We start from the raw sequence: 14,399 nt of genomic DNA, 5'->3' as shown, positions 1-14,399 counted from the left end.
TATCCGGAAAAGCCATGAACACGACATTTGAAACGACCGCCGATCCCCTGCCGGAAGAACTCGCTTTTCTCAGTGAACGGCTGACGGCGTTCAACGACGGCGATGTCGGCGCGTCCGAAAGGAAGGCGCTGGCCGTGTTCGTGCGCGACGAGATCGGGGCGATCGTCGCCGGCATTTCAGGCTACACCGCCTGGGGTTGGCTCTACATACAGTGGCTGTGGGTCGACGAAAGGCTGCGCGGCCAGCACATGGCAGGCCGGATGCTCGACGCGGCTGAACGCGAAGCCGTGGCGCGCGGCTGCCAAAACGCCTGGATCGATACATTCAATCCTAACGCCGCCAAGGTCTATCAGAGGCAAGGCTATCAGCCGTTCGGGACGCTGGCCGATTTCCCTGTCGGCCGCAGCCGCATCTTCCTGCGGAAGAAACTGGTCGACTGATCAGCCAGCCAGCTTTCCGCCACGCATCGGCTGCGGCGCGCCCGTCGTGCTCGGGAAACTGATCGGCAGGCCGCGCAGCACGCGAACCGCGAGGAAGGCAAAACACTCCGCCTCCACAGCGTCGCCGCTCCAGCCGAGGCTTTCGGCCAGCACCACCTCGACGCCGGCGCGGCTGGCGAGCATCGCCATCATCGTCGGGTTGTGGCGGCCGCCCCCGCTGACCACCAGCTTCTTCGGCCGGCTTGGCAGAAGGTCGAGCGCCTTGCCGACAGCCGACGCGGTGAAGGCGGTGAGCAGGGCCGCGCCATCCTCGGCGCTCAGGCCATCGGCCATGGCCGCGCCGAAGTCGAAACGGTCGAGTGACTTTGGGTACGGCTTGGTCAGATAAGGATGCTGCAACAGCTTGGCGAGCCGGGCTTCGTCCACCTTTCCCGCGCGGCCAAGCGCGCCGTCGCGGTCCATATCGCCGAGCCCTTTCGACTTGATGAAATCGTTGAGCGGGGCATTGGCGGGGCCGGTGTCGAAGGCGATGACATTGTCGGCGCCGTCCCACCAGGTGATGTTGGCGACGCCGCCGAGATTGAGCACTGCCACCTCGCCACCGGCGCCGGCGCCGCGCATCAGCGCGGTGTGATAGGCAGCGGCCAAAGGCGCGCCTTGTCCGCCGGCGCGCATGTCGGCCGAGCGGAAATCATAGGCGATCTTGGTGCCGAGGATGGCATGCATCAGCTCGCCGTCGCCGAGCTGCCGGGTCTGGCCGAGCCGTCCGACCCGCGGCGCGCGATGCAGCACGGTCTGGCCGTGAAAGCCGACGACCCCGATCTCGGCCATCGTCATGCCGTAACCTTCCACGAGTTCCTTCACCGCCGCCGACTGGGCGCGCGTCAGCGCCTCTTCGGCCCCGCGGAAAATCGCGGGTTCCGGCCCGGTGAAATTCCAGGCTCGCGCCGCTGTCAGCGTCTCTTCCAGCAGCGAACGGATCGACGCGGGATAAGGCATCAGCCGGTAAGTGCCGAAATCGTCTATCCGCTCGCCATCGGTCTTGATCAGGGCGACATCGATGTTGCCGTCAAGCACCGTGCCGGTCATCAGGCCGACGGCCCAGATAGGTTCCATCATTGAGCTCCATTTATTAGGTCGCCGACCGCTTGCCGAAGCTGAACGATCCCGCTGTCGAAATGACGTGTGGGATGGATCCGGTTGGTGAGCAAGGTCCAAGCCTGGCCCCGGTCGAAGTCGATCCACAGCCCGGTGCCGGTAAAGCCGGTGTGGCCGATCGTTCCCGGACTGCACAGCGCACCGCCGGACCAGCCTTCGTAAGGGCGCTCCCAGCCATGGGTGCGGGTGGCCGACAGGGGCTCGCGCATCAGCGCGATCGATTGTTCGGATGCGCCCGTTCCGTCCAGCAATGCCCGGGCGAAATCGAGCACCGAAGCAGCCGTGCCGAACAGGCCGGCATGGCCGGCACCATGCAGCGCCGAGCAATTGTCGTCGTGAACCTCGCCGGACAGCACGCGATGGCGCCAGGTGCAGTCCTCGGTCGCCGCGGCGGTATCGGGTTCCGCGAACCAGGCAAAGCCTGGGCCGGGCTCCATGGCGCGGATGCTCTTGCCCGACAGCCGCTCCATCGCGAAGCCGAGCAGGATGAAATTGATGTCGGAATAGACAGGGTCACGCGCCCGCCATTCCCGCTGCAGGATGAAGGCGCGGAGTAGTTCGGGGTCGCGCCCATAAGTGTAGNAGTGTAGATCGGCTCGACGGCGGGGAACGGCGTCTGGTGGCCAAGGCACTGGCGAAAGGTCACCTTCCGCTCCCATGCGTTCGCGTCATACTGGCGAAGGTCGGGAAGCAGGGAGATCAGCGGCGCGTCGAGATCGATGATACCGTCCTGCGCCAGCGCCAGGATACGCGGCGTGGCGAAGATCACCTTGGTCAGCGACGCCAGGTCGAACCAGGTGTTTTCCCGCATCGGGCGCGGCTTCGGCACGAGCTGCGCTGAGCCGGTCGCGCGGATGATACGTTCGCCGTTTTTGTCGACAATTCCGAGCACGCCGCCGGGGATTCGCTTGGCGGTTACTGCCATTGCGAGGGGCTGGAATGCGCTATCGAAAATCTCGGGGAGGTCGCTCAATGCCGGCCACCCTCGGAGAGATGGCGCTGTCCCGCAAACATCTCTAAGCCTCCGCCCTCGCCACATGATCCACCCCAAACCGCTCCCATTTCGCCGGCGCCGGCTCGAACCCTGGCGGGCGCACCAGCGAGGGTACCTGGCGCGTGTCGATCTCGAAATGCTCACGCCGACGGTCGATGGCCGGAACGGCTGATATCAGCTTCTTCGTATACGAATGTCTCGGCTTCGACAGCACGGATTGTGCGTCGCCGATCTCGACGATCTGGCCGGCATAGATGACCGCGATGCGGTGCGCTATCCGCTCGACCACCGCCATGTCATGCGAGATGAACAGATAGGCCAGCCCAAACTCGCGCTGCAGGTCGACCAGCAGCTCCAACACCTTGGCCTGCACCGACACATCGAGCGCCGACACTGCTTCATCGAGGACCACGACGGACGGGTTGAGCATCAGCGCTCGGGCGATGCACAGCCTTTGTCGTTGGCCGCCGGAGAATTCATGCGGATAGCGCTCGAGGCTGTTCTTGGGCAGGCCGACGCGTTCCAGCAGGCACGCCATTCTGGCCCGCGTTTCGGCATCCACCCGGCCGCCGGTGGCGATCACGGGTTCCGCCAGAATGCTCTCGATCGTCAGCCTCGGATTGAGAGAGGCGTAAGGGTTCTGGAACACCATCTGAATGGGCTTGGCGCTGCGCCTCGGCGAGGCCGCTCGGGCGCTGACCGAGAAGCTGCCGCGCGTCGACCGCACAAGCCCTAGCATCGCCTTGGCCGCAGTGGATTTGCCCGAACCGCTCTCGCCGACTATGGCCAGCGTCTCGCCGTGCATCAGGTCGAAATCGACGCCATCGACGGCATGCACCGCGCCGGTGGCGCGGCTGAAGAAACTGCTTTTGAGGGGAAACCGCACCACCAGGCCATCGACCTTCAAGGCCGGTTCGGCGCTCGCGCCGTTGTCACGTTGCCCATCCGAGCGCGTCGCGCGACCGCTGGCGAAATGTGGCACGGCATGCAGCAGATGCTGGGTGTAGGGATGCTGGGGGCTGTCGAGGACACGGTTGAGCTCACCCTGTTCGACGGCCTGCCCGTTCTGCATTACCATCACCTTGTCGGCGATGCCGGCAACCAGGCCGATATCGTGGGTGATGAAGATAACGGACATGCCGCTTTCGCGCTTCAGCTCGGCAAGCAGCGCCAAGATCTGTGCCTGCACGGTAACATCGAGCGCCGTCGTCGGCTCGTCGGCGATCAGCAGGCGCGGGTTGCAGGCGAGGGCAATGGCGATCATCACCCGCTGCAGCATGCCGCCGGACAGCTGGTTGGGCGTGTATTTCAGCCGGCGCGCGGCATCGGGAATGCGCACGCGGTCGAGCGCGTCCCTCGCTGCCGCCGTGGCCTGCCGGCCGGTCAGGCCGCGATGCAGGCGGAACGATTCCTCGATCTGGGTGCCGATGGTCAGCACAGGGTTGAGCGAGGTCATCGGTTCCTGAAAGATCATGCCGATCTCGGCGCCGCGAATGCCGGTCAGTTGCGGTTCGGTCGCGGTCGTCAACTCGAAGATGGTGCCATCGGCCCGCTTGAGCTTCATCGACCCACCAGTGATGCGGCCGCCACCGAAATCGACGAGCCGGTTGATCGACAGCGCCGTCACCGACTTGCCCGAGCCGCTTTCGCCCACAATGGCCAGCGTCTCGCCGTCGGCGATATCGAAACTGACGCCGCGCACCACCTCGTTGGCCCAGGGATCGCGGCTGAAGCCGACGCGCAGGTCCGAGACTGACAAGAGCGGGGTCATGCGAACGCGCTCCGCGTCCTCGGGTCGAGTATGTCGCGCAAGGCGTCGCCCAGAAGGTTGAAGCCGAGGATGCTGATCATGATCGCCAGGCCCGGGAAGATCATCAGCCAGGGTGCCGTCTCCATCAGATTGCGGCTGTCGCTCAGCATAAGTCCGAGCGACGCGGCGGGCGGCTGCGTGCCGAGGCCGAGAAAACTCAAGCCGGCTTCGGTCAGCAGCGCCCAGGCGAGTGCCAGGGTCACTTGCACGGTCAGCGGCGCCACCAGGTTGAGCAGCAGGTGGCGCGTGACGATGTAGCTTGAACTGCTGCCGAAGGTACGCGCGGCATCGACGAATTCGCGTGTCTTCAGCGACAGCGCGGGGCCGCGCACCACACGGGTGAAGATCGGCGTGTAGACGATGCCGATGGCAACGACGCTGGTCCAGGTGCCGGGTCCGGCGACAGTGACGATGAGCAGTGCCAGAAGGATCGCCGGGAAGGCCAGCAGCACGTCCATGATCCGCATCACGACGCCGTCCCAGCGGCGCCCGAGCCAGGCGGCGGCCAACCCCAGGATCGTTCCGGCAAGCGCCGCGAAGGCCACCGAGAAGAAGGCGACGGTAAAAGACTGGCCGATGCCCGCCATCAGGCGGCTGGCGACGTCGCGGCCGAACAGGTCGGTGCCCATCCAGTAGGCGGCGCTGGGCGCATGCAGCCGGTCGATACGGTACTGCGTGATCGGATTGTGCGGCGTCAACCCGAGCAGACCGAGGATGGCAAGCAGCAGATAGACGCACACGATGACGCCACCGATGCGGCCGCTGCCATGGCCGAAGATGGCACGCAGGATGCGCATCACTGTTCCCCCAGTCGGATGCGCGGATCGAGCGCGACATAGGCGAGGTCGACCAGGAGATTGACGATCATGAAGTTGAAGGCGATGAACAGCACGCTGCCCTGCACCAGCGCGTAATCGCGCTGCAGGATGGCGTCGAGCACCATGCGTCCGAGGCCGGGCAGGGCGTAGATCTGCTCGACGATGACGGCGCCGCCCAGGAGATAGCCGAATTCCATGCCGCTCAGCGTCACCACCGGAATCAGCGCATTGGGAAGCGCGTGCCGCCAGATGACGCTGCGCGCCGAAGCGCCCTTGCTGCGCGCGGTGCGCACATAATCGTCGCTCAACACGTCGAGCATTGCCGATCGCGCAATGCGGGTGACCGATGCCGCGAAGGCGAAGCCGAGCGTGATGGCTGGCAGGATCAACTGGCTGAGATTGCGCAAGGGATCCTGCCAGAGCGGCACGAATTCGCCCATCGCCGGCAGCACGCCGAAGCCCGCCGACAGCGTGTAGATGATCAACAAGCCAAGCACGAAGCTCGGCGTCGATTGGCCGATCATCGCGGCGACGCGCACACCGAGATCCGACAGCTTCTCATTGTGCGTGGCGGCGTGGATGCCGGCCGGCATACCGACCAGGAGCGCGATGATCATTGACAGCACGGCCAGTTCCAGCGTCAGCGGAAAGCGCTCGAGGATGACGTCGAGAACCGGCCTGCCATAGGTGACGGATATGCCGAAATTGCCGTGCAGGATGCCGCCGGTCCAGTGCCAGTACTGGACGAACCAGGGCTGGTCGATGCCGAAATAGGCGGCGAGCGAATCCCGTTGCGCCGGCGTCAGCAGGCCGGCCTCGGTGCCCAGCATTGCCGTGATCGAATCGCCAGGCACCATCCGGATCGCCACGAAGACCAGGATGGACACGCCAAGCAGGACGAGAGGAAACGTCGCCAGCCGTCGCAGGAGATAGTTCACGCCAGGAAGACCTCTCGTCCCGTTGCCGAAGCTACTGGATCGTCACCTTGCTCAGGCTGAACAGCGTGCCGGTCGGCGTCGGCACGAATCCGGATATGTTCTTCTGCTGGGCCGTGTAGCTGTACGAGGTGTAGAGCCAGATCCACGGCGACATTTCGGCGAGATGCTTCTCGAATTCGGCGAAGATCGCTTTGCGTTTGGCCGGATCGGTTTCTGCGCGGCCCTGCTGCATCAGGGCATCGAGCGTATCGTCGATGTAGTTCGCCACCTTCTGCAGATTGCCTGATTTGGTCCAGTAACGGTTGTACATGGTATAGGGGTCGGCCCGGCCGCCATTGAGCGCGATCGCCATGTCGAAATCGCCCTTCAGCCAGGCGTCGACATAGACGTTGAGCTCCATCATCTTGATATCGAGTTTGACGCCGATTTCGGCGAGCTGCGACTGGATGACCTGCGCTTCGGCCACTGCCGTCGGCGGCTCGCCTGTGGCGCCGATCACCGTCGCCGAAAAGCCGTCGGCAAAGCCGGCCTCGGCCATCAGCTTCTTGGCCTTTTCGACATCGCGCTTGTAGCAGAACAACTGGTTCGGATCGGTCGCCAGCGCCGGGATGGTCAGCGGTCCGGTGACCTTGCCTTCGCCGAGCGAAGCGGTGTCCAGCACCTCCTGCCGGTCGATGGCGCAGGAGATCGCCTGGCGCACCTTGAGCTCGGTCATCGGTTTACGCGACGGGTTGAGCTGCAGCACGTGATAGGCCAGCACCGGCACGCGGTTGAGTTGCAGGCTGGCTTCCTTCGGCACCAGCGTGGCGACGAGCGGGTCATTCAGCAGCGCGAAATCGATCTGCTTGGTGCGCATGGCGGCGAGGATCGCCGCCTCATCCGGCAGCACGCTGATCTCGATGCCGTCGACGCCGGTCGCGCCGCCGGCCCAGTTCTTGTTAGCGCTCAAGACTTCCTTGGCATTGGGATCCCATTTGTCGAGCTTGAACGGGCCCGAACCGACCGTCTTGGTGCCGATCGAGCCGGCCTTGATCTCGGACGCCGGAACGATGGCCGCGTTGACGTCGCTCATCGCCGTCAGGATCGGCACGTCGGGTTGCGACAGGTGGAACACGACGGTCGCCGGATCGGGTGTATCGATGCTGGCGATGGACAGGAAGTTGGCGCGGGCGGCGGCGCCGGTCTTCTCGTCGAGAATGCGCTCGAACGACGCCTTGACGTCGGCCGGGGTCACGGCCGTGCCGTCCTGGAATTTCGCCTTGGGATCGAGCTTGAAGGTCAGCTCCTTGCCGTCCTTCGAAAACTCCCAGGAGGAGGCGATGGCGGGGATGATCCGCAGGCTGGCGTCGACGCGCACCAGCGGCTCATAGATCAGCTCCAAGAGCCGCAGCGACGAAAAGGCCGTCTGCTTGTGCGGATCAAGCCCGGTGGCGTCTTGGGACCAGGCCATATGCAGCGTCGCCGCCTGCGCCGAAACCGTCGCGATGCCGAGCATCGCGGCAAGGGTGATGCCCGAAAGCAGCCTTCTTGTAAGATGAACCATTCTCGTCTCCCATTATTGAACTCGATGCCTTGCAGTTTCCGAGGACCGCTTCCAAGGCACACATGCTATGGAGTGTCGGCCCAGTCTATGCGGCTTGACGCCGTCTTGTCTAAAGCGGCTTCAGGTCGCTTCGTCACCGATCGCCTTTCGCAGGAACCCTCCGGCCCTGGTCAAAGCAGCCCGCGCCGCGTCCACGTCGAGGCCGGTGATGGTCACCAGGATCGCCAGCTTGACGTCATTGCCGGTCCGGTCGAGCGACTCTCGTGCCTGTTGCGGAGTACAGCCGGTGGTCTGCATGATGATCCTGATCGCCCGGGCCACCAGCTTCCTGTTCGACGGGTTCAGGTCGACCATCAGATTCTGGTAGCTCTTGCCGATCCGGATCATCGAGGCCGTGGTCAGCATGTTGAGCACCAGCTTCTGCGCGGTTCCCGATTTCAGCCGCGTCGAGCCGGTCAGCACTTCGGGGCCGACGACGGGCGAGATGGCGATGTCGGCGATGCCGGCAATGGCCGATGCCGGATTGCAGGAGAGGGCGACCGTTGTCGCGCCCACCCGCTTGGCATAGTTCAGCCCGCCGATGACGTAGGGCGTGCGTCCGCTGACCGCGATGCCGACCACCACGTCGTCGGGTGTGAGTCCGATCCCTTGCAAGGCCTTGGTGGCCATCTTCGGGTCATCCTCGGCGCCTTCGAGCGAGCGCACCAGCGCGTCGGGCCCGCCGGCAATCAGGCCGACCACCATGCGTTCGGGCACGCCGAATGTCGGCGGGCATTCCGAAGCGTCGAGCACGCCAAGCCGGCCGCTGGTGCCGGCGCCCATGTAGATGAGCCGCGCGCCCCTCTGGAAGGCAAGCACGATCCGATCCACCGCGGCGGCAATTTCGGGCAGCACCTTTTCGACGGCCGCAGGGACGATCTTGTCCTCGTCATTGATCCTGCGCAGCACGTCGATGGTCGGCAGCAGATCGATGTCGACGGTCCTTGGGTTCCGACCCTCGGAAACCAAGCGATCCAGCTCGGACATCAACCCTTGCTCGGTCATCCCAGCGCTTTCAAAAATTCTGCCGCACGGCGCCCGGCAACACTCGTCTGGCAACCAGTGCGGCCGGTCCTTGGTCCGTCATCGCAGTTTTTCTTTGTTAACTTTTTAGAATTTGATATTCACATCGTCAACAGAGGTTTGGAATATTTTATTCCTATCCATGTGGTTATCCCTTGCAAACCGACCGCTTGGCAAGAATGATCGCGCCGGATACGGCGTCGCCGTCGGCGGGCTTCAGGCGGCGGCGCACATCGGGAGAAAGCCATGGTTCGAGCGGGCTGGCGAGGCCGCCCAGCAACGTCACGCGCGGCGCGCCCTTCTCGAACAGCACTCGCACCAGCGTGTCGATCTGTTCGGCGGCACCTTGCACGATGCGGCGCCCAACGGGATCGCCCTGGTCGGCATGGCGCATCACCATGGGTGCAAGCGCGGCATAGTCCGTGGCGCTGGCGCGGTCCATCCAGGCGACGGTCTCCATTGGGTCGCCCGCGAAGCGCTGCATGACCTCCGCCAGCAGCGCCGTGCGCTCGTGGCGGCCGTCATGGGCGCGCAATGCCAGTTGCACGGCTTTCAGTCCAAGGTCGGCGCCGCTGCCCTCGTCGGAGATCGGAAACCCGTAGCCGCCGGCGCGCAGGTCGCGGCCCTCGACGAAGCCGAGGCCGATCGAGCCGGTACCGGCGATGACGATGGCGCCGTCCTGGCCGGAATGCGCGCCAAGGCAGGCACCGATGCCGTCGCTGACGAAGTCGATGCCGGCAAAGGGGTGCGCGATTGCCCGCAACGCCTCAAGCGCGCCTTTGCGGCCGATGCCGGCAAGTCCGACGCCGGCATGGATCTTGGCGGTTTCGGCTGGCGCGAAACCTGCCTCCTCGATCGCCGCGCCGAAAGCTTTGGCGATGGAGGCCCAGGCTGCCTCGACCCCGAGCCGCGTCGTCGCCGGCCCCGACAGGCCCTGTCCCAGCACCTTGCCTTGCGCGTCCTCGACACGGGCGCGGCAACCGGTGCCGCCGCCATCGACGCCGAGAAAATAATCCGCTTCGGTATTCATGCGCCCAGCCGCTCGATGTCGGCGCCGCATAGGCGCAGCTTGCGGTCCAGTTGCTCGTAGCCGCGGTCGAGGTGATAGACACGGTTGATTGTCGTCTCGCCTTCACAGACCAGCGCGGCCAGCACCAGAGACACCGAAGCGCGCAGATCGGTGGCCATCACCTGCGCGCCGTGCAATTTCTCGCCGCCGCGCACCAGCGCCATGGTGCCTTGCAGCTTGATGTTGGCGCCGAGCCGCATCAGTTCGGGCACATGCATGAAGCGGTTCTCGAAGATGGTTTCGCGCAGCAGCGACGCACCCTGCGCGCAGCACATCAGCGCCATGAACTGCGCCTGCAGGTCGGTCGGAAAGCCCGGATAAGGTTCCGTCGTCAGATCCGCGGCCTTGAGCGGTCGGTCGCGCGAGACGATCAGACCGCGATCGCCTGGCCAGACGCTGACGCCGGTAGCCTCCAGCAATTGCACGACAGAGGCCATGTGCTCGAGCCGGGCATGCGTCAGTTCGAGCTGGCCGCCGGTGATTGCGGCCGCGATGGCATAGGTGCCGGCCTCGATGCGGTCGGGGATGATGTCATGCCTGGTGGCATGCCAGCTGGTGTCGCCCGCGATCAGGATACGGTGCGTGCCGGCGCCCTCGATGCGCGCGCCCATGGCAACGAGGCAAGCGGCGAGATCGGCTACTTCCGGCTCGCGCGCCGCGTTCAGGATCTCGCTTTCGCCCTTGGCCGCGGTCGCCGCCATCATCGCGGTTTCCGTCGCCCCGACCGATGGCGAGGGGAGCACGATGCGCGTGCCGGTCAGCCCGTTCGGGGCCGCGGCGACGATCAGGCCGTTCTCGACGGCGATCCTGGCGCCGAGCGCGGCGAGTGCGGCGACATGCATGTCGAGCGGCCGCGCGCCGATCGCGCAGCCGCCCGGCAGCGAAACCCGGGCATGGCCGAACCGCGCCAGCAACGGCGCCAGGACAAGCACCGTCGCCCGCATTTTCCGAACCGTGTCGTAGGACGTCTCCTTGGAAACGGCGGTACTTGTGTCGATGGTGGCGGCATGGGCGGACCGGGTGATTTCGGCGCCGTGAAGTCGCACCACGCCGAGCATGTTTTCGACGTCGGTCACATCGGGCAGATTGGTCAATTCCAGCGGATAGGGGCTGAGCAGCGCAGCCGCGATCTGCGGCAAAGCGGCATTCTTGGCGCCCGAAATGGTGACCGCGCCCTGCAGTCTCTGTCCGCCGACGATCCGCAATCTGTCCATGGCTGGAACCTTGACGGCCAATCCGGTGACCTGCCCGGGAATCCCGAGCGACGACCCCGGGCCAAGTCGAGAATTAATTCTGCGTTCTTGGCTGTCAATCAAAATTGGAATAATTTATTCCTCTTCTTGCAAGGAAGAGCGAGGGATTTCCGTGTCCGTCTTAAGCAGGATCAGTGCCGAGCTCGACGGCATGGCGCCCGGCGATCGCGAGATAGGCCGTTATATTATCGGCAATCCCGACCAGATGCTGCGGCTGTCGACGGCCGCACTCGCGGCCGAGATCGGCCGCAGCCAGTCTAGCGTCGTCAAGTTCAGCCAGAAGCTCGGCTATGCCAGCTACCAGGAGCTCAAGCTCGCCGTCAGCGAGGCCAAGGCGCAGGATTGGCAGGTGCCGGCCGGCGTCATCCACGGCTCGATCGAGGTGGGTGACGGTTTTCCGGTCATCCTGAAGAAGCTGATCGGCAGCAAGCTGCTGTCGATGCAGCAGACCGTGGCCGCCAACAGCGAGCGCATTCTCTCCCGGACGCTGGACCTGCTGGATGGCGCGCGGCGCATCCATCTGGTCGGCGTCGGCGCTTCCTCGCTAGTGGCACGTGATTTTTCCTACAAGCTGATGAAGCTCGGCCGCAATGTGCTGCATGACAGCGACAGCCACATCCAGATGGCCAACGCCTCGACGCTCGGGCCTGACGATGTGCTGTTCGCGCTGTCCTATTCCGGCGCCAGTATCGAAACCTTGCGCATCGCCGAACTTGCCAGCAAGCGTGGCACGACGGTGATCGCCGTCACCGGCCTGCACGACAATCCGCTGAGCCGCGTCGCCGACATCCGCCTCTACACCCTCGCTGACGAGGAACGTGCGCGCTCTTCCTCCATCACCGCGCGCGACGCCCAGCTGACGCTGACCGACCTTCTGTTCATCTTGCTGGTTCAGAAGCAGCCCGACGCCAACGACTACGTTCACAACAGCGAGGCCGCGGTCACGGTGCTGAAGGCCGAGCGCTCGTCGTAGAGGCCTCAGACGCTTTCGAGATAGGTCTCGACCTCGAAATCGCTCACGTTGAGGGCAAACGTATTCAATTCCTGGCGTTTGCAGGCGACGAAGGAGTCGCGCAGGATCGCCGGGAAGATCTCCGCCACATGCGTCCCGCCTTCAAAGGTTGCGATCGCGGACGCCCAGTCCGGCGGCAGTTTGGCCGGGGCGACGCCTTGCCCGTCATTCCCCGCCGGGTCGCCTGGCGACATCTGCTTCTCGATGCCGATCAGCGCGGCACCCAGTATGGCGGCAAGCACGAGATAGGGGTTGGCGTCGGCTCCCGAGACGCGATGTTCGATGCGGCGCGCGCCGGTCGGGCCGCCGGGGATGCGGATCGCGACCATGCGGTTCTCGTAACCCCAGGCGACCGCGGTCGGCGCGTAGGATCTCGGGCGCAGCCTTCGGTAGGAATTGAAATGCGGCGCGAACACCAGCGTGCTTTCGGCCATCGCCGCCAGCAGCCCGCCGACCGCGTGTCGCATGGTGTCGGAACCCTGGTCGGTGCCGTCGTCGAACACGTTGCGCCCATCGGCATCGACCAGGCTGAAATGGACATGGAAGCCGTTGCCGGCGCGGTCGCCATAGGGCTTGGCCATGAAGCAGGCGGCAAAGCCGTGCTTGCGGGCAATGCCCTTCACCGTGCGCTTGAACAACACCGCATCGTCGGCCGCCCGCAACGCGTCGGCGACATGGTTCAGGTTGATCTCGAACTGGCCGACGCCGTTTTCGGCGATGGCCGTATCGACGGGAATGCCTTGCGCGCGGCAGGCTTCATAGATGTCGTGGATGAAGGCTTCGAAATCGTCGATTTCGTCGATCGACAGCGCCGCGTCGGAATCGAGACGCCGCCCGGTGACCGGGGACACGGGCCCGACCGGCCGCTGTGATTGCGGATCGACCAGGTAGAATTCCAGTTCGGTCGCCGCGACAGGAGTGAGGCCGAGCGCCTTGTAGCGATCGAGGATGCGGGCCAGTGCCCGCCGGGGGTCGCCGAGATAGGGCGCTCCGCTCTCATCGGCGAGCCAGAGCGGGACGAGCGCCGTCGGATGCGCCGTCCATTCCACCGGCAGAATGCCGCGACCCGTCCATTGGCAAAGACCGTCGGCATCGCCGGTCGAGAAGACCAGGCTGTTGCCTTCGATGTCCTCGCCCCAGACATCGAGCCCGATCAGCGAGTAGGGCATGCGCAGCTTGCCCTCCAGCGCCTTGCGGGCCTGCTCGACGGGGATGCGTTTTCCCCGCATGATGCCGTTGAGGTCGCACACCGCGGCCCTCAGGCTCAGGATGTCGCTTCGGCTTTCAAGCCAGTTCAAAACGTCCTTAATTGCATCGCTCAATTTCAAACCTCTGGTTCCCTGCGGTGTCGCGTCTGAGGCGAGCACCCTATTTTCTACGACAAAGCAGCTGACGAGTTCATGAAGGCATCTCCGACATAGGTCGGAAATTTTCCTTCATCTTTTCAAGTCATTAGCCGGTATGTCGGGAGGCATTTCAGGAACCAATTGCGCGATCTGCGATCGCAACATAGCGACAAGGCAAGGGAAAGCCAAGCGGCATCGGGGGGCCAGGAGACACCGGTCTAGCTCCTCGCTTCCGGGAATCTGACCTGCCGCAGGATATGGGCAGCACCCTCGTCGATGTCGCGAACGATGGCCGCCCGCGCTCGCCCACCGTCCTGCGCCTCGATCGCGGCAACGACTTCCTCGTGATAGTCGATATCCAGAATGGAGGAGAGGTCGTCCTCGAATCCCATGGCGAGGTTCCTGAGAAACGGGCCGACCTGCATCCACACCGTCTCGATCAGGAAGATCATCTGCTCGTTGCCGCAATGGCGATAGATCGAGAATTTAAAATCGTGGTTCTTCCTGAGATAGTCGCCAATATCGCCTTTGCTGGCCGTCAGGGTCAGTTCCGTGCAATGGCGTCGGATCGTCCGCAGATTGTTGCCGTTGATCAGTTTCGTCGCAAGTTCGGTTGCCGGGCCTTCGAGCAGTGTGCGCACGGCGGTCAATTGCGAGAACCGCTCGGCCGAGATCACCGGCACCTCGACGCTGCCATTCGGCATCGGGCTCAGTGCCCGCAATGCCTGCAGCCGCATGAAGGCACTGCGCACCGGCATGTCGCTGGTGCCGAGTTCCTTGGCGAGTTTGCGCGAGGTCAGCTTCTGGCCGGGCAGGAATTGGCCCGACATCAGGGCTCGCACAAGCTCCAGATAGACCTTCTCGTGCAAGGGCACGGTGTCTACGGCGGTCAAACCGAAATGTGTTCTGCCGGCCATTGGCGGGGCGCACCTTCATCCGTTCTGAAAATGACCTGA

General features: G+C 64.5%; 12 protein-coding genes and 1 pseudogene. 2 read left to right on the top strand and 11 right to left on the bottom strand.

Translation table 11 applies throughout. The annotated features are described in order from the left end of the window. Positions 1 to 14: 14 nt before the first annotated feature. The gene (locus X739_RS152970; RefSeq protein ID WP_023794645.1) at positions 15 to 440 is read left to right on the top strand and encodes a GNAT family N-acetyltransferase; all 426 of its coding nucleotides are present in this window, start codon (positions 15 to 17) and stop codon (positions 438 to 440) included. On the opposite strand, the gene X739_RS152975 is transcribed toward X739_RS152970, so the two are convergent. The 9 genes and pseudogenes from X739_RS152975 to murA all read right to left on the bottom strand — a co-directional run bounded on the left by X739_RS152975 (position 441) and on the right by murA (position 11,046). After that, entirely contained in the window at positions 441 to 1,556 is a 1,116-nt protein-coding gene (locus tag X739_RS152975; protein WP_023794644.1) for an anhydro-N-acetylmuramic acid kinase, read from the bottom strand. Beyond that, positions 1,556 to 2,523, bottom strand: a pseudogene (locus X739_RS01000000166070) (serine hydrolase). The gene X739_RS152975 and the pseudogene X739_RS01000000166070 overlap by 1 nt, the downstream one beginning before the upstream one ends. Positions 2,524 to 2,614: 91 nt before the next feature. Continuing rightward, positions 2,615 to 4,363: an ABC transporter ATP-binding protein gene (locus X739_RS152980; RefSeq protein ID WP_023794643.1), complete on the bottom strand. Its 1,749-nt coding sequence runs from the start codon at positions 4,361 to 4,363 to the stop codon at positions 2,615 to 2,617. After that, a complete protein-coding gene (locus X739_RS152985) occupies positions 4,360 to 5,199 on the bottom strand; it encodes an ABC transporter permease (protein ID WP_023794642.1) in 840 nt (279 codons plus the stop codon). The genes X739_RS152980 and X739_RS152985 overlap by 4 nt, the downstream gene beginning before the upstream one ends. Further along, positions 5,199 to 6,158 (bottom strand): ABC transporter permease, encoded by a 960-nt coding sequence (locus X739_RS152990; RefSeq protein ID WP_023771123.1) that lies wholly within the window; start codon positions 6,156 to 6,158, stop codon positions 5,199 to 5,201. The genes X739_RS152985 and X739_RS152990 overlap by 1 nt, the downstream gene beginning before the upstream one ends. A gap of 31 nt (positions 6,159 to 6,189) precedes the next feature. Further along, entirely contained in the window at positions 6,190 to 7,701 is a 1,512-nt protein-coding gene (locus X739_RS152995; RefSeq protein ID WP_023794641.1) for an ABC transporter substrate-binding protein, read from the bottom strand. A gap of 120 nt (positions 7,702 to 7,821) precedes the next feature. Continuing rightward, on the bottom strand, positions 7,822 to 8,745 hold the full coding sequence (murQ, locus tag X739_RS153000; RefSeq protein WP_023794640.1) for an N-acetylmuramic acid 6-phosphate etherase: 924 nt from the start codon (positions 8,743 to 8,745) through the stop codon (positions 7,822 to 7,824). Positions 8,746 to 8,911: 166 nt separating this feature from the next. Further along, positions 8,912 to 9,793 (bottom strand): N-acetylglucosamine kinase, encoded by an 882-nt coding sequence (locus tag X739_RS153005; RefSeq protein ID WP_023794639.1) that lies wholly within the window; start codon positions 9,791 to 9,793, stop codon positions 8,912 to 8,914. Then, the gene (gene murA, locus X739_RS153010) at positions 9,790 to 11,046 is read right to left on the bottom strand and encodes a UDP-N-acetylglucosamine 1-carboxyvinyltransferase (RefSeq protein ID WP_023794638.1); all 1,257 of its coding nucleotides are present in this window, start codon (positions 11,044 to 11,046) and stop codon (positions 9,790 to 9,792) included. Before murA ends, X739_RS153005 begins: the two co-directional genes overlap by 4 nt. 151 nt (positions 11,047 to 11,197) lie before the next feature. Between murA and X739_RS153015 the strand changes: the two genes are divergently transcribed. Next, complete coding sequence (locus tag X739_RS153015; RefSeq protein ID WP_023771118.1) at positions 11,198 to 12,058, top strand: MurR/RpiR family transcriptional regulator; 861 nt, start codon at positions 11,198 to 11,200, stop codon at positions 12,056 to 12,058. Positions 12,059 to 12,063: 5 nt separating this feature from the next. Here the strand turns inward: X739_RS153015 and X739_RS153020 are convergent, their stop codons facing one another. Continuing rightward, positions 12,064 to 13,419, bottom strand: a complete 1,356-nt coding sequence (locus tag X739_RS153020; RefSeq protein ID WP_023771117.1) for a glutamine synthetase family protein — start codon at positions 13,417 to 13,419, stop codon at positions 12,064 to 12,066. 242 nt (positions 13,420 to 13,661) lie between these two features. Further along, entirely contained in the window at positions 13,662 to 14,360 is a 699-nt protein-coding gene (locus X739_RS153025; RefSeq protein WP_023771116.1) for a GntR family transcriptional regulator, read from the bottom strand. Between the last annotated feature and the right edge of the window lie 39 nt (positions 14,361 to 14,399).

The organism is Mesorhizobium sp. LNHC209A00 (assembly GCF_000502915.1).
GTDB lineage: Bacteria > Pseudomonadota > Alphaproteobacteria > Rhizobiales > Rhizobiaceae > Mesorhizobium.
Note: the sequence above shows the minus strand (reverse complement) of the source record. Positions and strands in the feature narration are given on the sequence as shown.